Origin of the sequence: Staphylococcus nepalensis, from assembly GCF_002442935.1 — a bacterium.
GTDB classification, from domain to species: domain Bacteria; phylum Bacillota; class Bacilli; order Staphylococcales; family Staphylococcaceae; genus Staphylococcus; species Staphylococcus nepalensis.
The window spans coordinates 1,495,632-1,520,013 of the sequence record NZ_CP017466.1 but is presented as its reverse complement, the minus strand read 5'-3'; the positions used below and the strand labels follow the sequence as shown (position 1 = coordinate 1,520,013).

Below are 24,382 nucleotides of genomic sequence, written 5' to 3'. Positions count from 1 at the left end.
CCTCCTTAATTAAACGTGAATTGATTTGTTTTCAACTTTTAATCCTAGTTCCATTAACACTTCTGAAAGTGAAGGATGTGCATGGGTTGTTAAACCTAATTCTAAAGTTGAACCATTCATAAATTGGAACAATGATATTTCATTAATAAGTTCGGTCACATGTGGTCCGATCATATTGAGGCCTAATACCGTATCATTTTCTTGATCAATCACGATTTCGCAAAAGCCATTTAGATTTTTGGTATTTTCAATTACTGCTTTCCCTATTGCTTTAAATGGCACTTTAACTGCTTTTGCTTTTATACCTTCATGAGTCGCTTCATTTTTATTTTTACCAATACTTGCAACTTCAGGCTGGGTGTAAACACATTTAGGCATTTTATTATAATCTATAGGTATTGGCGAAACATCAAACATATGCTCAATAGCTGTCAACCCTTCTTTTGAACCAACATGAGCTAATTGTAATTTACCTATACAATCACCAGCAGCATAAATATGTTTGTCTTTTGTTTGTTGATATTCATTAACAACAATGTGCTGTTTGTCGGTCAACTCAATTTTCGTATTGTTTAACCCGATATCTGTAGTGTTCGGTTTACGACCAATTGCGACTAATACTTTGTCATATACTTGAACATCTTCTCCGAGTATTAATTCAATATTATTTTCGTTTACTGAACACTGTGCTTCTGCTAATTGTGTATTTATGTAAAATGTCACGCCTCTATTTTCTAATTCATTTTGTAGAGACTTAGCCAATAGTTTGCTTTCAGTCGGTAAAATAGTTTCACCGGCTTCAATTACTGAAACCTGAACACCAAAATCTACCATGAGAGACGCAAACTCTAAACCAATAACCCCACCACCAATGATAGCAAGCGATTGTGGCAATTCGTCTAATTTTAATATATCGTCACTAGATAACACTATGTCTCCATCAAATGGTAAAAATGGTAATGACATAGGTTTAGATCCAGTACAAATAAGTACATTGTTATTTGGTATTAACTCGGATTCTCCATCTTCGTATTCTACTGAAACTGTGCCGCTTTGTGGTGAAAAGATAGAAGGACCTAAAATGCGTCCAACGCCATTAAAAACATCTATTTTATTATGATCCATCAGTTGTTTAACGCCGCTAAACATTTGTTGAACCACTTCATTTTTACGTGCTTGGATTTGCGAAAAATTCAATTTGAAATTATCTATATCGACGCCAAATTCGCTTGAATTTGCTACTGTCCTCAACACATCAGCAGATTTCAAAAGCGCTTTTGTTGGTATACATCCTTTATGTAAGCATGTGCCTCCTAACATAGATTTTTCTACTAACGCCACTTTTTTACCTAGCTGAGACGCCCTGATCGCTGATACGTATCCAGCTGTTCCTCCACCTAAAATTACTAAATCATATTTTTCATCTGCCATGTTTTGACTCCTAACTATCATATTAGCCTTTTCTTAAAGCATCCTATTTATACAAGTTTATGTATGCTGTATTGATTAAAATTTAGTTTACCTGAAATGATATGATGATAACTAGAAATATAGTGTTTAAAATATACTAGCCAAACAAAATTTCAAACGGTAATCACATACTGTGTAAACTATATTGTTTCAAAGTTATTTATTTAAACATGCGAATGAAATCACCTTTAAATTTTAAAAGTGATTTGTTTGCAGTATCTTTACTTTAAAATCATTAAAAAACGATACACACTTGAATTTATGATTACTAGAAGAAACCAATACTTTTAATCGATTACCATGTTATAAGATTATCGACAATGATTACAATAAGAATTCAATTAATAGAAAAACTCAGCACCTATTAATTAGAATAATATAAAATTTAAACTCGAAATTGATCTATTAACTAATATCCTTTACTATTTTACATCAAATTTTGCCATTATAAAATTAATAACCTTAATATTAGTGTAATAATTCAAATAAATTTAGTAGTTGAATTTAATTTTGTGCTCTCAAAGCAAGTAATAAAGAATCCAATTTATTTTGTTTGTTCTCAGTTCTTGATGTGAATACGATTGGGAATTTTGCACCAAGTAATAAACTTGCTACACTGGCATTACTAAAATAAACCAATGATTTAGACAATACACTACCAACATCAGTATTTGAGACAATCAACGCATCAACATCTCCAGCAATATTAGATTTAATGTTCTTTTGAATTGCATTCTTTTTGCTAATTGCATTATCAAAAAGAATGGGGCCATCAATATTTAAATAGTCGTTTGCTTCCCTATTAAAAATGTGTTTAATTTTTTCAGCATCCACTGAGGATTGAATCTTTTTATGAGGGGATTCTACTGAAGATAATAAACCAATGTTAAAGTGGGTGTACCCTATTTTTTGCTAAAATGAACTAAATTATTAATAATTTGTTTTTTCTCTTCTATGGTAGGTGAAATATTGTAAGCTACGTCACTAACCATTAATGTTTTATGATAATTTGGTACATTGAAACATACGAGGTGATTTAAAAAGCCATAATTATCTATAAAGTTTTTATTACTCAATATAAATGATAAGAGTGAAGAAGCTTTCATATTGCCTTTCATTAAAACTGAAATTTTTCCACGAGATAAATCTTCTGAACATTGTTTCAATAATTGATAATCACTTGAAAACGTAAAAGTATGAATTCTATTTAAAATTTGTGACTCTAAGTTAAAAGAACGTATGATTTCAGTAGTATCTTGTGTATCGTAGATGTAGATATCAATATCAGTCATCATTAACACCTTTACTAAAACAGCAATCATTTTCTCGTCATTTGCATATAAAACAGCTACATTTCCAGTTAATGTGTTTGACGGTTCAATTAAATGTTGGTACTGCATAAAATCGACACCCTTCACTGATTATTTGTCTTACTCTGTCTTTTCCCTAAAATAACAAAATAAAAGCGATATCTTATTTATGATTTATGGTTTTGCTCAATCATTTCTTTAGCATTTTGTCTAGTGAGTTTAGTCACGCTTGCTCCAGAAATCATTCTTGCTACTTCATCGATTCGTTCTTCTCCTGTCAATTCTTGGACTTGTGTTGTCGTCCTATCTGCACTTGTATTTTTACTAATAAACAAATGATGATCGCTCATAGAAGCAACTTGGGGTAGATGAGAAATACATATGACTTGAATATGTTTAGCTAACCCTTTCATTTTTTCAGCCATTTTTTGTGCGGCTTGGCCAGAGACGCCAGAATCAACCTCATCGAATAATATTGCTGTTTGTCCTCTTGTTTTAACAAAAATTGTTTTTAATGCAAGCATAATTCTAGAAAGTTCTCCACCAGAGGCAATTTTATTTAAACTTTTTAATGGTTCACCTTTATTTGGACTGATTAAAAATTCAACAAGCTCTATACCTTCTCGATTTGGCACATCTAATGTTTTGAATGAGATTTCTAAATTAGCATCTTTCATTTGAAGATTCTGGATTTCGTCTACTATATGATTACGCAATGATTGTGCAACCTTTCGTCTTTCTTTTGATAGTTTTTCGCCTAATTCGATAACATTATGGTATAAATCATCGATTTCTTGGCGTAATTGCGCAGTACTTTCTTCGTAATTTTCTATTTTATTAATTTCATCTGCCATTTTGTCTTGATAAATGATGAGCTCATTAATGTCTTTACCATATTTACGTTTTAAACTATTTAATAAATTCATCCTAGATTCTAACTCATTTAAATATTGTTCATCAAATTCTGTGTTGGTTAAATCGTCATATAATTGGTGTTTAGCGTCTTCAAGCGTATAATAAAACTGGTCTACGTCCTCTTTCAAACGATCATATTTATCAGGTAGTATCTCGCTAATAGATTGCAATTGATTACTTAATTCATACAAACGATCTGTAATTGCATGTTCATCAGTTAATGTAACATGTGCATTATTTAATGCTAAACTCAAACTTTCTGAGTTTTGGATACGTTTGATATCAATTTCAAGTTGTGTTACTTCATCTTCAAGTAAATTTGCTTCTTGCAATTCTTCGTATTGAAATTTTAATAAGTCCAAACGTTGTAATAAAGCTTGATCAGCTGATTCTAAATCCTCTAATTCTTTTTTCTTAGCTTTATACTTATCATAAGTTACCACATACTTATCGAGTAAATCTTTATATGTATTTTCTGCATAATTGTCTAATAATTGTAGATGATATTTTTGTTTTAATAATGTTTGCGTTTCATGTTGGCCATGTATATCTAACAATTCTTGCATAATTTTACGTAAGTCTTGTAAAGTAACTGTTTGGTTATTGACTCTACAAATACTTTTACCAGAGCTGAAAATTTCTCTTTTGACTAATAAAAAGTCTTCATCTACATCAATAGATAAATCATGAAGAATCGAGATGGCTTCTTTGCTATCATCGATATCAAAGATTCCTTCAATGATTGCTTTTTTCTCTCCATGTCTAACAAAATTGGATGAAGCACGCATGCCGATTAATTGTCCAATTGCATCTATAATAATGGATTTACCGGCGCCTGTTTCGCCACTTAAAACAGTCAGACCTTGCCCAAATTGTATTTCTAATTCATCAATAATTGCGAATTGTTTAATAGATAAGGTTTGTAGCATGTATTAATCACTTCCTTAAACTTATAATAAATTAAAGATACGCGTTTTAATCTTTTCACTGGCAGATTCATCACGACATATGATTAAACAAGTATCGTCACCACAGATTGTACCTAAGACTTCGTCCCAATCTATTTGATCTAAAATAGCTCCGATAGATTGTGCATTACCTGGTAATGTTTTAAGTACAAGTAAATTACTAGTCCCATCAATATTCACAAAAGAATCCATCAAATAACGGCCAAGTTTTTCTAAGGGATGATATTTTCTATCATTTGGCAAGCTATAAACATATTGTCCTGACGGTGTGGGGACTTTGATTAATTGTAATTCCTTGATATCTCTTGAAACCGTCGCTTGTGTTACGTTTAATTCGTATTCATTTAAACGTTTTACTAATTCATCTTGTGTTTCTATTTTTTCATTTGAGATAATTTCTCTTATTTTTATATGTCTTACTGATTTTTTAGCCATGTATAGCACCTCTATAAACGAATATTTATACAATGATTTTAACACATGGAAGATGATACTACTACTAAAGTTAATTTTATAAAATCGCAACGCCATATTGATATACCGAGTGATAAGCAATTATTAATAGTTTATAATTGTGGCAAATTCATCATTTTTGAAAATACTAAGTATAGTGGTATCTGTCAAATTATGAATATTTATTTATATGTTTATAAATTTCAAAGTATAAACAACCTTTTATACATAGAGGATTGTTGTTAGCATTGGTTGACTTACCCTTTGAAGGTATCGCAAAGTAAAGTTGGCCATTATATTGCTAGCATTACCAACGAGTATAATAGTTTGTGTTCAACAAAAATGAGTGGCCGAGACGTTATTAATGTCTCGGCCACAAAATGTATTATAAGTAATAGATAGTGCTGTAAAAATAAAAATGTGCTTACACATGCGTTTGACCTAATGTAGCCTTTTAATCTTAAACTTTTCTAAAGTTAAATTTCTTAAAACAAAGTTTTAGTTCTTAACTTTTTTCTAGCCAACAAAAGCATGTATAATGGAACAGAAAAATTTTTGAAAATGCGAGTACTGTTCCAATCGCAAATTCTAATGAGTTAATTAGGTTCTAATCCCTGGCCCTATCTATGATTTGTTTTTCTTTTGGTTGTTATGTTTTAAACTAAAGTAAAAATGACGCGCTTATGAAATATTTAAGATTCTCTATTATTGAACAATTCTATAACGTATTCAAGGTTACGTGTATCATATTGTTTTGGTAAATGTTCTAAACATTCATACGCAGATTTAGTATGTGATTGTAACTTTTCTTCAGCACCACTTTGACCTAATAATGATACATAGGTACTTTTATCATTTTCGATATCACTGCCTGTGGCTTTTCCTAATTTTGTTTCATCGCCATATACATCTAATAAATCATCTTTGATTTGGAACATTAAACCAAGGTGTTCACTATATGTTTCTAATAAATCGGCAACATTTTGTTCAGGTTCAGATATATCTACTGCTGCCATTACAGCAAATTTTAATAACGCCCCTGTTTTGGCATGGTGAATGTGCTCTAAAGTATTTAGGTCAATAGCAGAGCCTTCGCTTTGCATATCTAGTGTTTGTCCACCAACCATACCTAAATGGCCGCTGGCAAACGATAAACGTTTAATAAGGTTCATTTTCACACTATCTTTGAGATTTGCATCGTTGACAATAACATCAAAAGCTTTAGTAAGTAATGCATCCCCAGCTAGAATGGCTTTCCATTCTCCATAAACTTTATGATTTGTAAGTTTACCTCTACGATAATCATCATTATCCATTGGTGGCAAATCATCATGAATCAATGAATAAGTATGAATCATTTCTAAACTGAGTGCAGATGTATAACCAAGTTTATAATCCGTTGATAGCATATCCAATGTTAATAATAGTAAAACCGGTCTAATGCGTTTACCTCCGGCTTCTAATGAGTATCGCATGCTGTCTTCTAAATCTGTACCCAGTGAGGAATGAGGAATCGTTTGTCCTAATAGTTGATTGATTTCTTTGATTAATTGATTCATTTTATTATTCGTCATTATCTTCTACCTTATCCGTTTCTTGAACGTTATCAGTACTTTCTTCTGACATTAGTTCATTCACTTTTTTTTCAGCATTTTTTAATGTTTCATCACAACTAGCAGATAAGGTCATACCGCGTTGATATAAATTCAAAGACTCTTCTAATGAAACATTTTCACTGTCTAATTTTTGAACTATATTTTCTAATTCTTTCATCATTTCTTCAAAACTTTGCGTGTTATTGGTCATCATTACACCTTACTTTCTTAACTTGTGCATCAACAATGCCGTCTTTCATTGTTAACACAATGTTATCATTTTCAACCAAATCATTAGTGCTCGTTATCACTTTGTCTTCCTTGTTTACAATAGTGTAACCACGTAACATTGTATTTGTTGGACTCAGATTATTTAAGCTTTCTAGTTTGGCAGTTAAATTGTTTTTTTGTTTTGTAATATAATGATTCATTAATTTATTAAGTTCCATTTGTTTTTGAGAAATCGTTGTTTGTTCTCTGTGGATACTTTGCTTAAAGTATTTTAAGTTAAAGTTCTGTTTCATTAACTGTAATTGTTGGTTATGCTGATTGATTTTGAAATTTATATTTAAATTAAGCTGTTTCTCTAAATCATCACGCTTTTGAATTTGTTGATCATATAACAGAGTTGGTGTTTTAAATTTGTAGTAAGAAGCAACATGTTCTAAATGCTTTCTTTGCTGTTGTATATGTTGGTTAATAAACCTTGTAAGCGAAAGCTTGAGTTGTTGGAGATATTGTCTAAGTTCATATTGATCTGGCGTAGCCATAACAGCGGCTTGAGTAGGCGTTGCTGCACGCACATCTGCCACAAAATCACTTAATGTAAAATCTGTTTCATGACCTACTGCTGAGATAATAGGCGTCTCACAAGCATAAATTGCTTTTACCACATCTTCTTCGTTAAAATTCCATAAATCTTCAATAGAACCGCCACCACGTCCGATTATAATTGTATCTACATTTAATTCATCAGCTTGCTTTATTTTTTCAATTATATCGTTTTTAGCCTGTTCCCCTTGTACTAAGGTGTTAATTTGAATTTGTTCTGCTAAAGGGTAGCGACTATTGATTGTAGTATGAATATCACGTATCGCAGCCCCTGTACCGGCAGTTAATACTGCGATTTTTTGGGGGAACTTAGGTATTAACTTTTTATGGTTTGAATCAAAATAGCCATCTTTAGTTAATTTCTTTTTTAATTGTTCTAATTTTTGATATAAATTACCAATTCCATCAATATGCATTTTATTGACATAAATCTGGTAATTACCACGTCTTTCATACACAGAAACGCGTGCCTCTAATAATACTTCGTCCCCTTCTTTTGGTTCGAAATCTATTTTTGAGGCATTACCTTTGAACATCATCGCGCTAATAACGCTATTTTTATCTTTAACATTAAAATAAAGGTGACCACTACTGTGCTTTTTAAAGTTAGAAAGCTCACCTTTAAGTAGTACAGTTTGTAAATGTGGGTCTTGGTCAAATTTATATTTGATATATTTTGTTAAAGCCGAAACACTTAAATAATCTGACATATTATATCACTCTTTTATTCAATATTACTTAATACACCATTAATAAATTTATAATGTTCATCATCACTAAATTGTTTTGCCAATTCAACAGCCTCATTTATGATTACTTTTTGTGGTGTCGAACTATTTAACAATTCAAATGTAGACATTCTTAGTATAATTCGATCAGATTTTAATAATCTGTCAATCGTCCAATCTTTAAGGTGAGGCGCAATTTTATTATCTAATACAGATTCATGATCTTTGACACCTGTTACTAACCAGCTAATAAAATCAAATTCTAAATCGGGATTATCATCTTTGATAAAGCTAATCGCTTCATCTATGGTTAAATCACTATTTTTCATTTCTAGTTGGAATAGAGTTTGAAAGGCTTGTGTTCTTGATTCTTTTCGACTCATTATAAACTCCTTCTCGCATTGTTTACTTTATTACTCATTTTAGAAAAGAAAAGCATAAGTTATTTAAAAGCTTAGTTCTTTTTCAATGACTGCATTAAAGTCAATTTGCATTATATATTTAATTTGTAGATTCAATGTGTGTAATGTGGACATTAATTTGGCTAGGAACAATCGTTGTCATAGTAGTTAAAGAGTTATAAATGGTTGTTTGTATCTTTCTTGCAGTTTCTGAGATATTAACACCATAAGATAGTGAACAATATACGTCTATATGAATCCCATCATCTTTTGTATCTACTTTAATACCACGCGATAATTGTTTTTTAGTAATCTTTTCCACGCTTAAGTTTTTAATTTCTTTAAAATGTCCTTCTAGCCCTTTTATTTCAGAGGTTGCTATACTCGCAATAATAGTCAAAACCTCAGGCGCAATTTCTATTTTTCCTAAATTGGAATGTGATGATTCTGCTACTTTAACCATTTCACATACCTCCTATTTAGTTTGATCATCCATAATATTATAAGTTTCTAAGAAATTAGTATTAAATTCGCCACTTCTGAAAATATCATTATTTAGAAGACGAATATGGAATGGAATTGTAGTATCAATGCCTAATACTAAGTATTCTCCTAATGCTCGTAAGCCAGTCATAATTGCTTCATCTCTTGTTGGTTGGTGCACAATTAATTTGGCTACCATAGAATCATAATATGGTGGTATTGTGTAATTAGTATAACATGCTGACTCAATTCTTACTCCAAAACCACCTGGGGCAAGATATTGTGTGATTTTTCCTGGAGAAGGCATAAAGTTTTTATATGGGTTTTCAGCATTAATTCTAAACTCTATAGCATGTCCTTGAATATGGATGTCTTTTTGAGTAAATGATAACTTCTCACCCATGGCCACTTTTAATTGTAATTTCACCAAATCAATGCCAGTTACCATTTCAGTTACAGGATGCTCAACTTGAATACGTGTATTCATTTCCATAAAGTAAAATTCATTAGAATTTAAGTCATAGATAAATTCAATCGTTCCAGCATTTTCATAGTTTACTGCTTTTGCAGCTCTTACTGCTGCATTACCCATTTCTTGTCTTTTAGAATCAGTTAAAATAGGAGACGGGGACTCTTCCACAAGTTTTTGCATACGTCTTTGTATTGTACAATCACGTTCGCCTAAGTGGATCACATTACCATAACTATCTCCAATTACTTGTATTTCAATATGTCTAAAGTTTTCGATGAATTTTTCTAAGTATAGTCCACCATTACCAAATGCTGTTTCAGCTTCTTGTTGCGTCATTTTGAAACCTGTTTCTAATTCTTTTTCATCACGTGCTACACGTATACCTTTACCACCGCCACCAGCAGTTGCCTTTATAATCACTGGATAACCAATATCTTTGGCAATTTTTTTGGCTTCTTTAATATCTTGGACTAAACCTTCACTACCAGGCACAACAGGAACTTCAGCACGTTTCATTTCTTCTTTTGCAACGTCTTTGATTCCCATTTTTTGAATAGACTCATAACTTGGTCCAATAAACTTAAGTTGACAGGCTTCACAAAGTTCAGCAAAATCCCCGTTCTCTGCTAAAAAGCCATACCCTGGGTGAACGCCATCACAACCTGTAGAAGTTGCAATAGATAAAATATTAGGGATATTTAAATAAGAATCTTTAGATTGAGTAGGGCCGACGCAATATGCTTCATCAGCAATTTGAGTATGTAATGCATCTTTATCTCCCTCAGAATATATAGCCACAGTTTGTAAACCTAAATCATGACAAGCACGAATGATTCTTACAGCAATTTCCCCTCTATTTGCAATTAAAATTTTATTCATTATTTCACCTTGAACAACGGTTGGCCATACTCTACCATTTGACCGTCTTCTACTAGTATTTCTGCAATTTCCCCTGTGACTTCAGCTTGTATTTCGTTAAATAGTTTCATCGCTTCCAATATACAAACAGTCGATTCGTTAGACACTGCATCGCCTACTTGAACATATGGACTTTCTTCTGGTGAAGGTGATTTGTAGAAAGTACCAACCATTGGCGCGTTAATTGTTTCTAAGTTGTCATTTTCTTGTGCGGCGCTTCCTTCTTCAGAACTTTCGCTTGTTGATTGAATTGGTGTAACGGCTTGTTGCGGCGCTACTTGTTGCATTGGTTGTTGTGAAACTTGCGGCGTAATGATTTCAGTTTCTTTTTCTTTTTTTAAATTAACGATGTTCCCTTTATCTTCAATGTTAATTTCAGTTAAGCTAGATTGATCAAGAATTTCAATTAATTCTTTAATTTCTTTAAAATTCATAAATACTGACTCCTTCAGATTGTTTTCATTTACCTAGTTTATTTTACTTTAGTAAAATGTTCAATTCAAGCATATACACACTTTCTATTATAACTCGTTGCGCTATAACCGTATAAAATATTTTTTATCTCAATGCCATCGAAATTTTTGAGTTATTTTACTTTTTAAAACCCCTCTAATTTTATATCGTATGTAATATGGTTATCCTTAAATAATAAAAGCCTTTCCAATAAATAGAGTGGAAAGGCTTTTGAGTACCATAAATTTTTTAGAAACTTATGACGTTAAAAAGATTAAGCTCTTGATACATAACTACCATCACTTGTGTTAATTACTAAAGTGTCACCTTCGTTAACGAATAAAGGTACATTTAACGTATAACCCGTTTCAACAGTAGCAGATTTAGTAGCACCTGTAGCAGTGTCACCTTTAATACCTGGTTCTGTTTCTGTTACAGTAAGTTCTACAGTTTTAGGTAATTCAACACCTAAAGTTTCATTCTCATAGCTTTGAATTTGAACTTCCATATTTGCTTTTAAGAAATTCAATTCATGTTCTAAATAATCAGCAGGTAGTTCAATTTGATCAAATGTTTGATTATCCATGAAAACATGAGTGTCTCCATCAGCGTATAAATATTGCATGCGACGATTTTCAATCATTGCAGTTTCAACTTTTTCTCCGCCTCTGAATGTTTTTTCTTGAATTGCACCTGTTCGTAAATTACGTAGTTTAGAACGTACAAAGGCAGCACCTTTACCTGGTTTTACGTGTTGGAAATCTAACACTTTCCAGATGCCATTATCTACAGAAATTGTTAAACCTGTTTTAAAATCATTAACCGAAATCATTCAGTCTCCTCCTTAATATAAGGTCTTCTATAAAATAATAAGGTCTTTAGACGATTTAGTAAAGCGTTCGCAACCATTTTCAGTGATTAAAATGTCATCTTCTATGCGAACGCCACCAATACCATCTAAATATATACCGGGTTCAATTGTAACACAATTATTTATCTCTAAAGCTGTTTCAGATTTTTTAGATAAATTAGGGCCTTCGTGAACATCTAAACCGATACCATGACCTAAAGAATGCCCGAATGCATTACCATACCCCTTTTCAGTGATATAGTCTCTTACAACTGCGTCTAACGCTTTACCAGTTATCCCTTTTCTAGCAGCTTCTATTCCTTTTAAATTAGCTTCTAATACAATATTATAAATTTCTTTTAATTGTTGCTCTGGTTCACCTATAGCAAAGGTACGGGTAATATCTGATGCATAACCTTTGTAATAAGCACCAAAGTCTAATGTAATCAATTCACCTTCGTTAATTACTTTATCGCTTGCTACGCCATGTGGAAGTGCACCGCGAACCCCTGAAGCAACAATAGTGTCAAAAGATGGCCCCTCTGAACCTAGTTCTAACATTTTACTTTCCAATTTAGCTTTTAACTGTAGTTCTGTCATACCAGCTTTAGCAACTGTTAAGATATATTCATAAGCTTCGTCAACAATTTGAGCAGCTTTTTGAATAAATGCGATTTCATCTTTATCTTTAACTTCTCTTATTTTTTCAATTAAACCTGATATACTGATTAAACTTATATAAGATTTACTCAATTGTAAATAAGTATCATAACTGACTAAATTACCTTCAAAACCAACATTTTGTACATTTAATTTCTCTAGCGTAGTTTTAATAGATTCTACAAGTTGACCTTGTTGTTTAACAATTTTGAAATCAGGTGCTTGTGTAGTAGCTTGTTCTATGTACCTAAAGTCAGTAATTAATAATTTTTCATCCTTTGTGATGATAAGTGCGCCACTCGTTCCTGTAAACCCAGATAAAAATCGTCTGTTGTAGTCTGACAACACAATAACCGCTTCTAAATGTTTTGCCTCTATTGCAGCATTTAATTTTTCAATTCTATTCAATATTAATCCCCCTATTCAATAAATTTGTACATTTCCTTTATATACATTAAAATGATAGCATAATTATTGTATAAATTTATAGTTTTTGAATTAGGAGAGAGTTATGAAGAAAAAATTGGTCGCTATTTTAGTAGCTTCGTGTATACTCGCTGGGTGTGGGAGTCAAAATTTAGGCCCATTAGAAGATAAGACAACAAAACTACGTGATGAAAATCATAAATTAAAGAGTGATATCCAAGATTTAAAAATTGAAATCAAGAAAGAAAAAACAAATATTTCTGCATTGGAAAAAGATAAGGATAATATTAAAAACGCTAAAAATAACAAAAATAAGCTAAATCATATAAAAGCTTCTTCTGAATATTATCAAAATGTTACTAAAGCAATTGATGATTACACTAATATTGAAGATGACGTATCAAAAAACAAAAAAAGCGAAAAAATACAATCAAAATTAACAGATATTACGAATAAACTTGATTCTGCTTACACTACATATAAAAGTAAAATTGATAAAGATAAAATGAGTGATGAAGATAAAAAGAAAAGTAAAAATATAAATAAATTAAATAAAGAACTCAATTCAGCTATGGATGACATTAGAGACGGTTATAATGAAAAAGACAAAAAGAAAATCCAAAAAGGTCAAGCTACTTTGTCAAAGGTGAGTATTAACAATAACTAAGGATACAATCAAATAGGAGTGTTTATTTTGAAACAAGCAATATTTTATATCGTAATCGCTATTGCATTAATCGGCTTATTACTTAACTTAGATGCGTTTTTATTTAGTTTTGTAAAAATGATTATTAGTTTAGCTATTTTTGCAGGAATTATTTATGCGATTTATTATTTCTTCTTTTTAACAGAAGATCAAAGAAAATACAAACGTGCTCAAAGAAAATATAGAAAACGAAACAAGAAAAAGTAGTTGATGTTTTGAAACTTCATAAATGAATAGCATGAGGTGGTATAGAAAACGGACCGAAATTTCATTTAGGATTTCGGTCCGTTTTTATATGGATCATTAGGAAAAAGTTTACAAAGGGATAAAGCACAGACTTATATTTTACTCATTCAACCCAATAAAAAATATAACTTTATGTTTTATTCCAATTATCTACTTGTTATATGTAATGACGAGCCTGAGATATTTATACCCCAGGCCCGTTTGTATTTAATCCTAAATGGTTCATAAATTTATTTCCTATAATTCCATTCTTCAGATTTATATTTTTCTATTAAATTTTTTACTTCTTCATTTTGTTTTGGCGTTAATGTTAAAGGTTTAAAATCTATATTTAATCCTTTTTTAAATCCTTCTTCAAAAGCATGTTCCATTTCCTTTAATGTAATATGTCTATCTGATATGTCATTTATTGCCACAGCTTTATCAACAAAAGCTTGTTTCATTTTCTCTTTTAAGCGATCGTTTTTATATATGAACATATCAAATAAATCGTCCACATCAATGTCTTGTAACAATGAGCCATGTTGAAGTATCACGCCTTTTTGTCTCATTTGTGCACTGCCTGCGATTTTACGTCCCTCTACTACTAACTCATACCAACTTGGCGCATCAAAACAAACTGCACTTCTTGGCTGTTTTAATTTAGCTCTTTCTTCTTTAGAACGCGGTATGGCAAAAGTAGCATTGAAACCTAACACTTTAAAACCTTCAAGTAAACCTTCTGAAATAACTCTATATGCCTCTGTAACAGTTTTTGGCATTTCTGGATGAGTTTCTGGTACAATAACACTATAAGTTAATTCTTTGTCATGAAGTACACCTCTACCACCTGTTTGTCTTCTAACAAGGCCATAACTTTTTTCTTTTACTTTATGTATATCTATTTCTTTTGTTAGTCTTTGAAAATAACCTACTGAAAGTGTTGCTGGATTCCATGTGTAAAATCTGATTACCGGGTCAATCTCACCTCTTGAAACAAAATTTAATAATGCTTCATCCATTGCCATATTATAAAATGGATCATTACTACCTGTATTGATAAAATGCCATGTTTCAGTCACACTCAAAACTCCATTCATTAAAATTAAATTGTGGTAACAGCCAAATTGTGTTATCGTTTTCAATAATTGTTAAAATTTGTTAGCAATGTGTACAGTTTGTGATAAAAATATTTTGATAAATTGTGCTAACAGTCTTATAATATATAATATCGGTTAATTAGGGAGGATGCAAGATGAGTAATTTTTGGTTTATAGCTTTAGCAATTTTAATAATAATCGTCGCTTATATGTTATTTAACAGATATTTGAACAAAAAAGCGGTCATTGAATTAAACCAAAATGAATTCCATAATGGTTTGCGTAAAGCTCAAGTTATTGATGTGAGAGAAAAAGTAGATTATGATTATGGTCATATCAATGGTGCTCGTAACATTCCAATCACAATGTTCAAACAAAGGTTTCAAGGTTTGAGAACAGACCAACCTATTTATCTTTGTGATGCTAACGGAATTGCTAGCTATCGTGCCGCTAGAATTTTAAAGAAGAATGGGTATAAAGATATATATATGCTCAAAGGCGGATATAAAAAATGGACTGGTAAAATCAAATCAAAAAAATGAGTTATTAATCAATTATTTAAATGAGCATGAGATATAAATGTTTATGTTCAAAGTAAAAAACACCTTCATTTAATAATGAAGGTGTTTTTTTATATTTAAACTCTATTCAGATTTTACCAATATACTTGGATTTCGTCATCTCTCATTCATATATATTCTGAGGAACAACACAATAAAAATTGGCATAATTATATGGTAGTAAATATCTATTAACGTTACGATGTACACAAACTAATAACGCATTCAATGAGTATTTAAAATAGAAATTTAACTGGTAATATTTTTAATATTTGATAAACAAAGCCATAAGCGCATCGTCTACATTTAAAGACGTATAGATTAAGCCAAACGTAAATTTGATGTTTGTAAATATATCAAATTAAATAAATGTTTAAAAAAACGGGTGATTTTTTACTTAGATTTATGTAAAAACCACCCGTTTTATAAAATACTTGGGATATTGATATCTTAACGTTTTTTAATTACCTTTGTTTTAGAGGACAAACGACATCATGTTAAAAAATGGGATGTCTAACTTATACCTTAAATATGACGCTTTCAGAACTTTTATTTTTCTGAACGTAAATTTTCAAATTTCAATACTGGATGACGCGCAGCTTGTGTTTCATCTAAACGATCAATAATTGTTGTATGTGGTGCTTCTAATACTTTATCAGGATTTTCTTTTGCTTCTTTAGCAATTTCAATCATAGTATCGCAGAAATAGTCCAACGTTTCTTTAGATTCTGTTTCTGTTGGTTCTACCATCATACCTTCCTCTACGTTAAGCGGGAAGTAAATTGTTGGCGGATGGACACCAAAGTCTAGTAAACGTTTCGCCATATCCAATGTACGAACACCAAATTCTTTTTGCTTAGAACCGCTTAGGACAAATTCGTGTTTACAATATTGTTCATATGGAATTTCGAAATGTTCTTTTAAGCGTGCTTTAATATAATTTGCATTCAATACTGCAGCTTCTGAAACTTCTTCAAGGCCTTTATTACCCATAGTTCTAATATAAGTGTATGCTCTTAAATAAATTCCAAAGTTCCCGTAGAATGGTTTAACACGTCCGATTGAGTTTTCAATATCATTATCGTATTTATAGACGTCGTTTTCTTTAACCACCATTGGTTTTGGTAAAAAATGGGCAAGTTCTTTTTTAACGCCTACTGGGCCTGAACCTGGGCCACCGCCGCCATGAGGTCCTGTAAATGTTTTGTGTAAGTTTAAATGAACAGCGTCAAATCCCATGTCGCCTGGTCTGACTTTATCCATAATTGCATTTAAATTAGCACCGTCATAATACAATAGGCCACCAGCTTCATGCACAATATTTCGAATATCCATAATATTTTGCTCAAAAATACCTAACGTATTAGGGTTAGTGAGCATGATTGCAGCTGTGTTGTCGTTAACAAGGCGTTTTAAGTCCTCAATATCAACTTCTCCGCGTTCGTTAGACTTAACAGTTACAGCTTTAAATCCAGCAAACGCTGCTGAAGCAGGGTTTGTGCCATGAGCTGAGTCAGGAACGATGACTTCATTACGATGTCCTTCGCCATTTTTTTCGTGATATGCTTTGAAAATCATAAGCGCTGTCCATTCTCCGTGGGCGCCAGCTGCTGGTTGTAGTGTAACTTCATCCATACCTGTAATCTCTTTTAATTCTTCTTGCAAGCTATGGATGATTTCTAATGAACCTTGCACTTGAGATTCATCTTGTAATGGATGTGATTCAGCAAATCCAGGGATTCTTGCAATTTTTTCATTTATTTTTGGATTGTATTTCATCGTACAAGAGCCAAGAGGATAAAAACCTGTATCTACGCCAAAGTTTTTATTTGATAATTCTGTATAGTGACGAACTAAATCTAACTCGGCCACTTCTGGGAATTCAGCTTTGTCTTTTCTTATAAATTTATCATCTAATAATTTATCTACAGCTTTATTATCAATTTCTTTTTTAGGTAATGAATACGCATAACGACCTTCTTTAGAACGCTCAAAAATTAATGGACTAGATTTACTTACTACCATTTAATTCACCTGCTTTCTTAACAAATGTATCAATTTCATCTTTAGTTCTTAATTCTGTTACAGCAATCAGCATATGACTGTCAAAGCCTTCTCCAATTTCGCTTAAATCGAAACCTCCGATAATATCTTCTTGGATTAACGCATCATTGATATCTTTGACAGATTTATCAAATTTAACGACAAATTCGTTGAATGATGTACCATTGCTAACTTCAAAGCCTTGTTGCCTAAATTGCTCTTTAGCATAATTTGCATTTTCAAAATTTTGAACTGCAATGTCATAAATACCTTGTTTACCTAAAGCAGACATACATATAGATGAAGCTAAAGCATTTAAAGCTTGGTTTGAACAAATATTAGATGTTGCTTTATCTCTACGGATATGTTGTTCCCGCGCTTGTAAAGTTAAAACAAAACCACGATTTCCATCTTGATCTTCTGTTTGTCCAACTAGACGTCCTGGGGTTTTTCTCATTAATTTTTTAGTAGTAGCAAAGAAACCACAGTGTGGTCCACCGAATTGCGTTGGGATACCAAATGGTTGAGTATCTCCTACTACGATATCCGCTCCAAAACTACCTGGTGGTGTTAATAATCCAAGTGCAATTGGGTTTGCATAAACGATAAATAATGCTTTTTTATCTTCAATTAAAGCTTGGATTTTTTCTAAATCTTCAATTGAGCCATAAAAGTTTGGATATTGTACCGCAACTGCTGCAGTCTCGTCATCAATAGCATTTTTAAGCTTTTCTAAATCAGTGATTGTTCCATCTAAATCCACTTCAACGACTTCAAATTCTTTACGTGTTTTAACATAAGTGTGTAATACTTGTAATGCTTGGTAGTGCATCCCTTTAGAAACAACAATTTTATTTTTACGAGTTTGATTAAATGCTAAAATACATGCTTCTGCAAAACTTGTAATCCCATCATACATAGATGAGTTAGCGATATCCATATCAGTTAATTCGCATATTAACGTTTGGAATTCAAAAATGGCTTGTAATTCACCTTGGGAAATTTCAGGCTGATATGGTGTATAAGCCGTATAAAATTCTGAACGTGAAATCATTGAATCTACTACTGCTGGGGCATAGTGATCATAGACACCAGCGCCTAAAAATGATGTGTGTGTTTCTTTAGTAATATTTTTACTTGCAACTTTACTTAGTCTTTTAGTTAATGTTGTTTCTGATTCTGCATCTGGGATAGCTAATTCTCTATTTAATAGAATGTCTTTTGGAACATCTCCAAATAATTCATTGATTGAACCAGCACCAATAGTTTCTAGCATTTCGTGTTTATCTTGCTCTGTTAACGGAATATAACGATGACTCACAGTAACACCCCTTTAAATTATTTACTAATTTGATTTTTTTTAACAATTTTTGCTTTAGCTTGTCTTTTTCTAATTTGCACTATAATTTCTTTTCCCATTTCAAAAGCATCTCTATCTATTATAGCTAAACCAATGGATTTACCACTTAATGGAGATTGCGTACCTGATGTAATTTCACCGATTTCATTACCATCGACATCATAAACTGTGTAACCTGTTCTTGGAATTCCTTTATCAATCATTTCAATTCCAACTGTTCTTCGTTTCGAACCGTTTTCTTTTTGATCTTTTAAAACGCTTTTTCCGATAAAATCTGCATCAATTAAGGGTTTAGCTGCAAATGCTATCCCACCTTCATAAGGCGTTATTGATTCACTTAAATCTTGTCCATGTAATGGTAAACCAGCTTCTAATCTTAATGTATCTCTTGCGCCTAGACCACAAGGGGCCACATCATATTTTAAAATGGATACCCAAAGATATGGCGTATCTTCAGATTTACAATAAATTTCAAAACCATCTTCACCAGTATAACCGGATTGTGACAGTATCACTTTTTTTCCAAAGAATTCAACATCTTGTTTAAATTCGAAAGGAGACATTTCAGAGATGTCTATATTGACATGTTCTTGAACAAAGTCACGTGCATTTGGACCTTGAACAGCTAATTGTCCATAATCACTTGATACATTTAAAACTTCTGCATCAAAGTTAGTAGCATTATTTTTCATCCACTCAAAGTCTTTATCAGTGTTACCAGCGTTTACAACTAATAGATATTCTTTTTCTCTGAGTTTATAAGTAATTAAATCGTCAATAATACCACCATGCTCGTTACATAATGCTGTATATTGAGCTTTTGTTGTTTCTAAATTGTCAGTATCATTTGAAAGCAAGTATTGTACAAGTTTATCAGCTTCAGGGCCTTTTATAAGAATTTCACCCATGTGGCTGACATCAAATAATCCCATTTTAGTTCTAACAGCATTATGTTCTTCTTTGATACTTGAAAATTGGACTGGCATTGCCCAGCCACCAAATTCAACAATTTTTGCCCCGAGATCCACAAAATTTTGATAAAGTGGTGTGTGTTTTAATTCATTAGCCATTAATAAACCCCCTATTGTTATATTAAAAAAGACAGAGTAGACTAAGCCTACCCTGTCAATAAATCCAGGAATGCGTCTCAGTATTATCCTTTTGCCTGAGAGTTTCGTTAAACTTGCACCTTCGGCGATGGATACATTAAATCATGTACCATTCTCTCTAATACTGGTCATTCGCTTTACATCGATTTCATTATCTCATTATATAAGTTTGAAAGCGATTTACTACTATTCACTTTGATGAATGCGATTTCATTATATCTTGAAACCCTAGATGAATACAAGCTTTTTAGTTTGGAAAATGATTTATTATTTGCATTTGGTCTATTGCTGTCATTTTTAATTCTATTGTATAAAATGTTTAATTCGCAATCTAGCCATACAACGTAATTTTGATTTTTCAATAAATTATAAGCGTGTTCCCCTTCTATGATACCTCCACCAGTGGAAATGATATCAAATTGGTTAATACATATAGTTAAATATTTATATTCCAAACTGCGAAACGTTTCTTCACCGAATTCCTCAAAAATTTCTGGTATAGATTTAGCTTCTTGTTGTACAATGAATTCATCTAAATCTACATAAGTTAACTGGTCCTTTTCAGCAATATGTTTACCTAAAGTTGTCTTTCCTGTTCCCATAAATCCTACTAAAATAAGTGGGGTATTCATCTTGTTTTTCAAAAATATCTTCCTTTATGCAAAAGTATTTGAATTTGCTTTTCATAATATGATTCAATATTATCAAGTGTTTTCAATTGAATGTTAAAATGAGCTGTATAAATCGCTATCAATGATAAATATAGCATATAAACCACCATCACAAAAGGATATATATAGCCTTTTGTATTAAAAGTAAATTTCTTTTTCAAAGTAAGTTCCCTCATTATATAATTTTACATATAATTTCATTCGTTTATTTTTTAACATTGTAAATTGAGCTTCTATAACATTATTTAATAAAGTGATATTGCCGCTATGGTTTATGGTTTTAATTATTTTACGATTTTTAAATTCGTAATAAATATTTTTTTCCTTGTTTGTAATTTTTAATCTATGTCCCCGATTTTCTATATTAAAAAATTGCGATTTGTTAAGTAACAACTCTTCTGTTAAATCCCTTGCAAAAAATTCTAAATCAATAGAAGAAGCAAAATTTGATTGATGCTTCAATGGAACGATGGATTTGTATAATAGTGGCAGCATTGTAAATACAACTATGGTAATAAATAATGCAAATAATACTTCGATATAAGTAAAACCAGTAACTTTATTTGTAATAGCATTTTTCATTTAAATAGTCCTTCGATTTTATACAAATTTTATAATTGTCTAATTTTATTTCATAGTCGGCTATTTTCACACCTTTGTTTAAATCTTTTTGATCATTATGTTTTAACGTGAGTAGCATCACGCGTTTCATATTAATATAGTCTAATTTATTTTTAAAAGAATAGTTTAGTTGTAAGATCATTGGTAGTAACAAACTGCACATTGCGATCATAATCGTAAAACTTAACATTGAATCTATGAGTATGCTAGCTTTAATTTTTCTTTTTTTCATATCTCATTCTCCCTTTTTCAATATGAAAAACCACTTTATAAATCACTTTATTTACAGATATATAGACAGTGCCAAATTTATTTGTATTTCCCTTACTATCAAAAGTTAAGTAATTGATATTAGTTTGAGGATAGATAAATGAATGATCTGGCAATTTTATATCGTTATTTTCAATCGACGGTTCTTTAACGGTTATTTTATTTGAGTAATGATTGAATATCAGTGTAATAGGCTTTCCATCTTTAATGGCTTTTGATTTTAAATAATTAAGTTTCAATATTAAGGAATTCATAAAAGGATTGGCTGTTTCACGCGTTTCTTTTTTACTTGACAAGTGATTTACTTGAACAATTAATAAAACACTTATGATACCCATAACAAACAATATTTCGGTTAATGTAAATGCCTTGCTAGTTTGCAACTACTTCACCGTTATTAATATGGATAGTAGCACCTGATTTACAATATTTCTGATTTTCTTTGATATAACCATCTGAAATAAGTTCCTCTATAGATTGTGGTTTTTTATTATGTTTTAATGTGTAAGCTTCAACTTGACTTTCTACCATTTTTATTTGTGCTTCACAACCAGTGCTTTGGATATGTGATGATTGTTTAGCGATATTAGGTATAATAAGGATAAGTAATAAACTAATAATTAATAGAACAAGTAGCATTTCAATCAATGTGAATGCTTTTTTATTGTATAGTTTTTTTATTTTATGCATTGAATGCGCTCCTAGTGTAGTTATTTAATCGTTTGCATTAAGTCAAACATAGGTAACATAATGACTAAATATAAGGCAATGATGAATAAACCTAATACTGTAAATAAGATTGGTTGTATAAATTTTATTAAAATTTGCGTATATTGTTCAATTTTTGTAAAAATAATATCGCTATATAATTTTAATTCAATCTCTAATTTACCTTTCTTTTCGCCCTCTGCTATAAAAGTAATGAGTCCTTTTTCAAACCAAGAAATATTATTTAATATTTCGCTTAGTTTATAACCTTGTTGCGTTCCACTTGATAATTCTGATGCAAGATAAACTAGATATGGGTCCTTTTTTTGCTTTGAATAAATATCGACAATAGAATACAAGTTCACGCCGTTTTTATAGAACAATGCAAATTCTGTAGATAATCTATAAGTTTTATAAAATTTGAAAAATTTACGTACAATGGGTATGCGTAAGATGATTTTATATTTCGCTTTAATTGGTAATTTTTTAATATATTTATAAAATAGTAATATGCAAAGTAATATCATTAATAAAGTAACGAGAAGTGTCTTAGGTAAGTGAGTTAATATCGAAGATAAAATAAATTGTATTGTAGAGAGTTCTACATCAAAATTTTTATATAGTAATTGGAATTCTGGTATGATTGTGTGGTTTAAAACAATTAACATAATGATAAAAATAGCCATAAGTAAAAGTGGATATTGGAGCGTTTTAAGAAGTTGTTGTTTAGCTTTATAATTTCTAAGTAAATAATCTTGAGCATGTGGCAATGTTGAAGTAAGTTCGCTAAACATTTCTGCAAAATAGATGATCATGATGATAATTTTAGGATAGTTTAATAATAAAAGTATTTGATAACATTGTGCACCTTGTTCTAATTGCGCTTTTATTTGTGCGGTTAATTTTGGGGATTTAATACTTATATGTTGAAGTAAAAAATTAAATGATTCAGATAATGTGAAACCATGTTCAAGCAAATTTTGTAACCTTTGGAGTAATTCAATTCGCGTTTTTTCGTTAATAATCATAAATTGAGATATGCTAAATATATCTATTAAGTGTTTCTTCACAAATTTCTCCTTCTTTAGCCATTTCGTGTAATTTAAAAGATAAATTTTGAAATGTGTTTGGAAGCGTAAGCTGGTTTTCGAAATAAAATTGTATATCTTCTCGTGTTAGTTGTTCATATATTAATGAACGCTCTTCTTTTGATGTAACGATAAGTCGTTGATTAATAATACTTAAGATCGTTTGACGTAGTTCTTGAACACTTATCCCCATTTCTAATAACCTGCATAATGCGCCTTTACAGTTATTAGAGTGGATAGTTGAAAGCACTAAATGCCCACTTAAACTAGCATGTATGACCTGTTTAGCGATAGTTGCATCTTTAATTTCTCCTATAAGAATAATATCTGGGTCACATCTTAAAATTGCTTTAAAGGAGTTAGCATAATTAATACCTGCCTTTTCATTGATAGAAACTTGTGTAATACCTTCAATTAATCGTTCCACAGGATCTTCAACTGTTATAATATTCACATTTAATTGTTCTTTTGCGTGTAAAATCATTTGATACATTAATGTGCTTTTTCCTGATCCAGTTGGACCACTAAATAGTAGTAAACCTTGTTGTTTATTCATTAATTTGAATAATTGATTGAGACTTTGAATTTTTGCTGTTTTTTGAAAATATTGAGGAATAATCCTAACTACACAACTCTCATAACCTAAAGACAATGGCAAAGTAGAAATTCTTAAATAATATAGTTGTTTTAATTTATATGCATATCTACCACTTTGGGCAGCATTGTGTTTAGAAACATCTAATCCTGCTTGATATTTCATATAGGTAAGTAATTTCTTATAAGTGTTGATTTCTATTGTTTCTACTGTAACTAAAAATGCTTTCTTTCTGAATTTAATTTTTACTTTATTTTGGTTTGGTATAAAATGTACATCTGTAACATTTTCATGAATTGCCTTGTCAAAAATATTTTTAAATAATAACTTCAAAAAAACACCTCCTACACTTATACACGTAAGAGGTGTTTAAATTACTTTGGTTAATTAAAA

Annotated in this window: 28 protein-coding genes and 1 riboswitch; of the genes, 3 read left to right on the top strand and 25 right to left on the bottom strand. The window is 31.0% G+C overall.

Features of this window, described 5'->3' with window-relative positions; genetic code table 11:
• Positions 1 to 9: 9 nt before the first annotated feature.
• The 14 genes from lpdA to BJG89_RS07140 form a co-directional block, all read right to left on the bottom strand.
• A complete protein-coding gene (gene lpdA / locus BJG89_RS07200) occupies positions 10 to 1,431 on the bottom strand; it encodes a dihydrolipoyl dehydrogenase (protein WP_096809571.1) in 1,422 nt (473 codons plus the stop codon).
• 543 nt (positions 1,432 to 1,974) lie between these two features.
• Positions 1,975 to 2,355, bottom strand: a complete 381-nt coding sequence (locus tag BJG89_RS14795) for a phosphate acyltransferase (RefSeq protein WP_335682195.1) — start codon at positions 2,353 to 2,355, stop codon at positions 1,975 to 1,977.
• A gap of 17 nt (positions 2,356 to 2,372) precedes the next feature.
• The gene (locus tag BJG89_RS14790) at positions 2,373 to 2,870 is read right to left on the bottom strand and encodes a phosphate acetyl/acyltransferase (RefSeq protein ID WP_232514164.1); all 498 of its coding nucleotides are present in this window, start codon (positions 2,868 to 2,870) and stop codon (positions 2,373 to 2,375) included.
• 77 nt (positions 2,871 to 2,947) lie between these two features.
• Positions 2,948 to 4,624, bottom strand: coding sequence for a DNA repair protein RecN (recN, locus tag BJG89_RS07190; RefSeq protein ID WP_096809569.1), 1,677 nt, complete (start codon positions 4,622 to 4,624; stop codon positions 2,948 to 2,950).
• A gap of 21 nt (positions 4,625 to 4,645) precedes the next feature.
• Positions 4,646 to 5,098: a transcriptional regulator AhrC/ArgR gene (gene ahrC / locus BJG89_RS07185; protein WP_096809565.1), complete on the bottom strand. Its 453-nt coding sequence runs from the start codon at positions 5,096 to 5,098 to the stop codon at positions 4,646 to 4,648.
• A gap of 710 nt (positions 5,099 to 5,808) precedes the next feature.
• A complete protein-coding gene (locus BJG89_RS07180) occupies positions 5,809 to 6,690 on the bottom strand; it encodes a polyprenyl synthetase family protein (RefSeq protein WP_096809562.1) in 882 nt (293 codons plus the stop codon).
• Complete coding sequence (locus BJG89_RS07175; RefSeq protein WP_229719009.1) at positions 6,680 to 6,922, bottom strand: exodeoxyribonuclease VII small subunit; 243 nt, start codon at positions 6,920 to 6,922, stop codon at positions 6,680 to 6,682. Before BJG89_RS07175 ends, BJG89_RS07180 begins: the two co-directional genes overlap by 11 nt.
• Positions 6,912 to 8,252: an exodeoxyribonuclease VII large subunit gene (gene xseA, locus BJG89_RS07170; protein WP_096809556.1), complete on the bottom strand. Its 1,341-nt coding sequence runs from the start codon at positions 8,250 to 8,252 to the stop codon at positions 6,912 to 6,914. The genes BJG89_RS07175 and xseA overlap by 11 nt, the downstream gene beginning before the upstream one ends.
• Before the next feature lie 14 nt (positions 8,253 to 8,266).
• Positions 8,267 to 8,653, bottom strand: a complete 387-nt coding sequence (nusB, locus tag BJG89_RS07165; RefSeq protein WP_096809553.1) for a transcription antitermination factor NusB — start codon at positions 8,651 to 8,653, stop codon at positions 8,267 to 8,269.
• Positions 8,654 to 8,771: 118 nt separating this feature from the next.
• Positions 8,772 to 9,134, bottom strand: coding sequence for an Asp23/Gls24 family envelope stress response protein (locus BJG89_RS07160; protein WP_096809550.1), 363 nt, complete (start codon positions 9,132 to 9,134; stop codon positions 8,772 to 8,774).
• A gap of 12 nt (positions 9,135 to 9,146) precedes the next feature.
• On the bottom strand, positions 9,147 to 10,505 hold the full coding sequence (gene accC, locus BJG89_RS07155; RefSeq protein ID WP_096809547.1) for an acetyl-CoA carboxylase biotin carboxylase subunit: 1,359 nt from the start codon (positions 10,503 to 10,505) through the stop codon (positions 9,147 to 9,149).
• Positions 10,505 to 10,978, bottom strand: a complete 474-nt coding sequence (gene accB, locus BJG89_RS07150; protein WP_096809545.1) for an acetyl-CoA carboxylase biotin carboxyl carrier protein — start codon at positions 10,976 to 10,978, stop codon at positions 10,505 to 10,507. The genes accC and accB overlap by 1 nt, the downstream gene beginning before the upstream one ends.
• A 293-nt stretch (positions 10,979 to 11,271) precedes the next feature.
• Positions 11,272 to 11,829 (bottom strand): elongation factor P, encoded by a 558-nt coding sequence (gene efp / locus BJG89_RS07145; protein ID WP_096809542.1) that lies wholly within the window; start codon positions 11,827 to 11,829, stop codon positions 11,272 to 11,274.
• A 27-nt stretch (positions 11,830 to 11,856) separates the two neighbouring features.
• Positions 11,857 to 12,915, bottom strand: a complete 1,059-nt coding sequence (locus BJG89_RS07140) for a M24 family metallopeptidase (protein ID WP_096809538.1) — start codon at positions 12,913 to 12,915, stop codon at positions 11,857 to 11,859.
• 103 nt (positions 12,916 to 13,018) lie between these two features.
• Here BJG89_RS07140 and BJG89_RS07135 point away from each other — a divergent pair, with 103 nt between their 5' ends.
• Both BJG89_RS07135 and BJG89_RS07130 read left to right on the top strand, forming a co-directional pair.
• A complete protein-coding gene (locus BJG89_RS07135) occupies positions 13,019 to 13,600 on the top strand; it encodes a hypothetical protein (protein WP_096809536.1) in 582 nt (193 codons plus the stop codon).
• Positions 13,601 to 13,627: 27 nt separating this feature from the next.
• Complete coding sequence (locus BJG89_RS07130; protein ID WP_096809532.1) at positions 13,628 to 13,846, top strand: SA1362 family protein; 219 nt, start codon at positions 13,628 to 13,630, stop codon at positions 13,844 to 13,846.
• A gap of 269 nt (positions 13,847 to 14,115) precedes the next feature.
• Here the strand turns inward: BJG89_RS07130 and BJG89_RS07125 are convergent, their stop codons facing one another.
• Positions 14,116 to 14,946 carry a lipoate--protein ligase family protein gene (locus tag BJG89_RS07125; RefSeq protein WP_096809530.1) on the bottom strand — a complete coding sequence of 277 codons (831 nt, stop codon included), beginning with the start codon at positions 14,944 to 14,946 and terminating at the stop codon, positions 14,116 to 14,118.
• Positions 14,947 to 15,119: 173 nt separating this feature from the next.
• Here BJG89_RS07125 and BJG89_RS07120 point away from each other — a divergent pair, with 173 nt between their 5' ends.
• On the top strand, positions 15,120 to 15,506 hold the full coding sequence (locus BJG89_RS07120; RefSeq protein WP_096809527.1) for a rhodanese-like domain-containing protein: 387 nt from the start codon (positions 15,120 to 15,122) through the stop codon (positions 15,504 to 15,506).
• A gap of 567 nt (positions 15,507 to 16,073) precedes the next feature.
• Here BJG89_RS07120 and gcvPB read toward each other — a convergent pair.
• The 10 genes from gcvPB to comGA form a co-directional block, all read right to left on the bottom strand.
• Positions 16,074 to 17,549 carry an aminomethyl-transferring glycine dehydrogenase subunit GcvPB gene (gene gcvPB, locus BJG89_RS07115; RefSeq protein ID WP_096809525.1) on the bottom strand — a complete coding sequence of 492 codons (1,476 nt, stop codon included), beginning with the start codon at positions 17,547 to 17,549 and terminating at the stop codon, positions 16,074 to 16,076.
• Entirely contained in the window at positions 17,536 to 18,888 is a 1,353-nt protein-coding gene (gcvPA, locus tag BJG89_RS07110; protein WP_096809522.1) for an aminomethyl-transferring glycine dehydrogenase subunit GcvPA, read from the bottom strand. The genes gcvPB and gcvPA overlap by 14 nt, the downstream gene beginning before the upstream one ends.
• Before the next feature lie 17 nt (positions 18,889 to 18,905).
• Positions 18,906 to 19,997, bottom strand: coding sequence for a glycine cleavage system aminomethyltransferase GcvT (gcvT, locus tag BJG89_RS07105; protein WP_096809520.1), 1,092 nt, complete (start codon positions 19,995 to 19,997; stop codon positions 18,906 to 18,908).
• A 73-nt stretch (positions 19,998 to 20,070) separates the two neighbouring features.
• A riboswitch (glycine riboswitch) is annotated at positions 20,071 to 20,168 on the bottom strand.
• 5 nt (positions 20,169 to 20,173) lie between these two features.
• On the bottom strand, positions 20,174 to 20,668 hold the full coding sequence (locus BJG89_RS07100) for a shikimate kinase (protein WP_174221779.1): 495 nt from the start codon (positions 20,666 to 20,668) through the stop codon (positions 20,174 to 20,176).
• Between the two features lie 177 nt (positions 20,669 to 20,845).
• Complete coding sequence (locus BJG89_RS07090; protein ID WP_096809514.1) at positions 20,846 to 21,289, bottom strand: competence type IV pilus minor pilin ComGF; 444 nt, start codon at positions 21,287 to 21,289, stop codon at positions 20,846 to 20,848.
• Positions 21,267 to 21,560 (bottom strand): hypothetical protein, encoded by a 294-nt coding sequence (locus BJG89_RS07085; protein WP_096809511.1) that lies wholly within the window; start codon positions 21,558 to 21,560, stop codon positions 21,267 to 21,269. Before BJG89_RS07085 ends, BJG89_RS07090 begins: the two co-directional genes overlap by 23 nt.
• On the bottom strand, positions 21,541 to 21,981 hold the full coding sequence (gene comGD, locus BJG89_RS07080; RefSeq protein ID WP_096809509.1) for a competence type IV pilus minor pilin ComGD: 441 nt from the start codon (positions 21,979 to 21,981) through the stop codon (positions 21,541 to 21,543). Before comGD ends, BJG89_RS07085 begins: the two co-directional genes overlap by 20 nt.
• Positions 21,971 to 22,288: a competence type IV pilus major pilin ComGC gene (comGC, locus tag BJG89_RS07075; RefSeq protein ID WP_096809507.1), complete on the bottom strand. Its 318-nt coding sequence runs from the start codon at positions 22,286 to 22,288 to the stop codon at positions 21,971 to 21,973. The genes comGD and comGC overlap by 11 nt, the downstream gene beginning before the upstream one ends.
• A gap of 20 nt (positions 22,289 to 22,308) precedes the next feature.
• A complete protein-coding gene (comGB, locus tag BJG89_RS07070) occupies positions 22,309 to 23,376 on the bottom strand; it encodes a competence type IV pilus assembly protein ComGB (protein ID WP_229719007.1) in 1,068 nt (355 codons plus the stop codon).
• Positions 23,348 to 24,322: a competence type IV pilus ATPase ComGA gene (gene comGA / locus BJG89_RS07065; RefSeq protein ID WP_096809505.1), complete on the bottom strand. Its 975-nt coding sequence runs from the start codon at positions 24,320 to 24,322 to the stop codon at positions 23,348 to 23,350. The genes comGB and comGA overlap by 29 nt, the downstream gene beginning before the upstream one ends.
• Positions 24,323 to 24,382 lie beyond the last annotated feature (60 nt).

Excerpts from the sequence above, each read along its gene's own strand:
- BJG89_RS07175 (WP_229719009.1), bottom strand. The coding sequence starts at position 6,922 with ATGACCAATAACACGCAAAGTTTTGAAGAAATGATGAAAGAATTAGAA.
- lpdA (WP_096809571.1), bottom strand. The coding sequence starts at position 1,431 with ATGGCAGATGAAAAATATGATTTAGTAATTTTAGGTGGAGGAACAGCT.
- BJG89_RS07120 (WP_096809527.1), top strand. The coding sequence starts at position 15,120 with ATGAGTAATTTTTGGTTTATAGCTTTAGCAATTTTAATAATAATCGTC.
- BJG89_RS14790 (WP_232514164.1), bottom strand. The coding sequence starts at position 2,870 with ATGCAGTACCAACATTTAATTGAACCGTCAAACACATTAACTGGAAAT.
- nusB (WP_096809553.1), bottom strand. The coding sequence starts at position 8,653 with ATGAGTCGAAAAGAATCAAGAACACAAGCCTTTCAAACTCTATTCCAA.
- BJG89_RS07160 (WP_096809550.1), bottom strand. The coding sequence starts at position 9,134 with ATGGTTAAAGTAGCAGAATCATCACATTCCAATTTAGGAAAAATAGAA.
- BJG89_RS07100 (WP_174221779.1), bottom strand. The coding sequence starts at position 20,668 with ATGAATACCCCACTTATTTTAGTAGGATTTATGGGAACAGGAAAGACA.
- BJG89_RS07090 (WP_096809514.1), bottom strand. The coding sequence starts at position 21,289 with ATGAAAAATGCTATTACAAATAAAGTTACTGGTTTTACTTATATCGAA.
- gcvPB (WP_096809525.1), bottom strand. The coding sequence starts at position 17,549 with ATGGTAGTAAGTAAATCTAGTCCATTAATTTTTGAGCGTTCTAAAGAA.
- accB (WP_096809545.1), bottom strand. The coding sequence starts at position 10,978 with ATGAATTTTAAAGAAATTAAAGAATTAATTGAAATTCTTGATCAATCT.
- recN (WP_096809569.1), bottom strand. The coding sequence starts at position 4,624 with ATGCTACAAACCTTATCTATTAAACAATTCGCAATTATTGATGAATTA.
- efp (WP_096809542.1), bottom strand. The coding sequence starts at position 11,829 with ATGATTTCGGTTAATGATTTTAAAACAGGTTTAACAATTTCTGTAGAT.
- ahrC (WP_096809565.1), bottom strand. The coding sequence starts at position 5,098 with ATGGCTAAAAAATCAGTAAGACATATAAAAATAAGAGAAATTATCTCA.
- comGC (WP_096809507.1), bottom strand. The coding sequence starts at position 22,288 with ATGCATAAAATAAAAAAACTATACAATAAAAAAGCATTCACATTGATT.
- gcvT (WP_096809520.1), bottom strand. The coding sequence starts at position 19,997 with ATGGCTAATGAATTAAAACACACACCACTTTATCAAAATTTTGTGGAT.
- BJG89_RS07180 (WP_096809562.1), bottom strand. The coding sequence starts at position 6,690 with ATGACGAATAATAAAATGAATCAATTAATCAAAGAAATCAATCAACTA.
- xseA (WP_096809556.1), bottom strand. The coding sequence starts at position 8,252 with ATGTCAGATTATTTAAGTGTTTCGGCTTTAACAAAATATATCAAATAT.
- BJG89_RS07135 (WP_096809536.1), top strand. The coding sequence starts at position 13,019 with ATGAAGAAAAAATTGGTCGCTATTTTAGTAGCTTCGTGTATACTCGCT.
- BJG89_RS07085 (WP_096809511.1), bottom strand. The coding sequence starts at position 21,560 with ATGAAAAAAAGAAAAATTAAAGCTAGCATACTCATAGATTCAATGTTA.
- accC (WP_096809547.1), bottom strand. The coding sequence starts at position 10,505 with ATGAATAAAATTTTAATTGCAAATAGAGGGGAAATTGCTGTAAGAATC.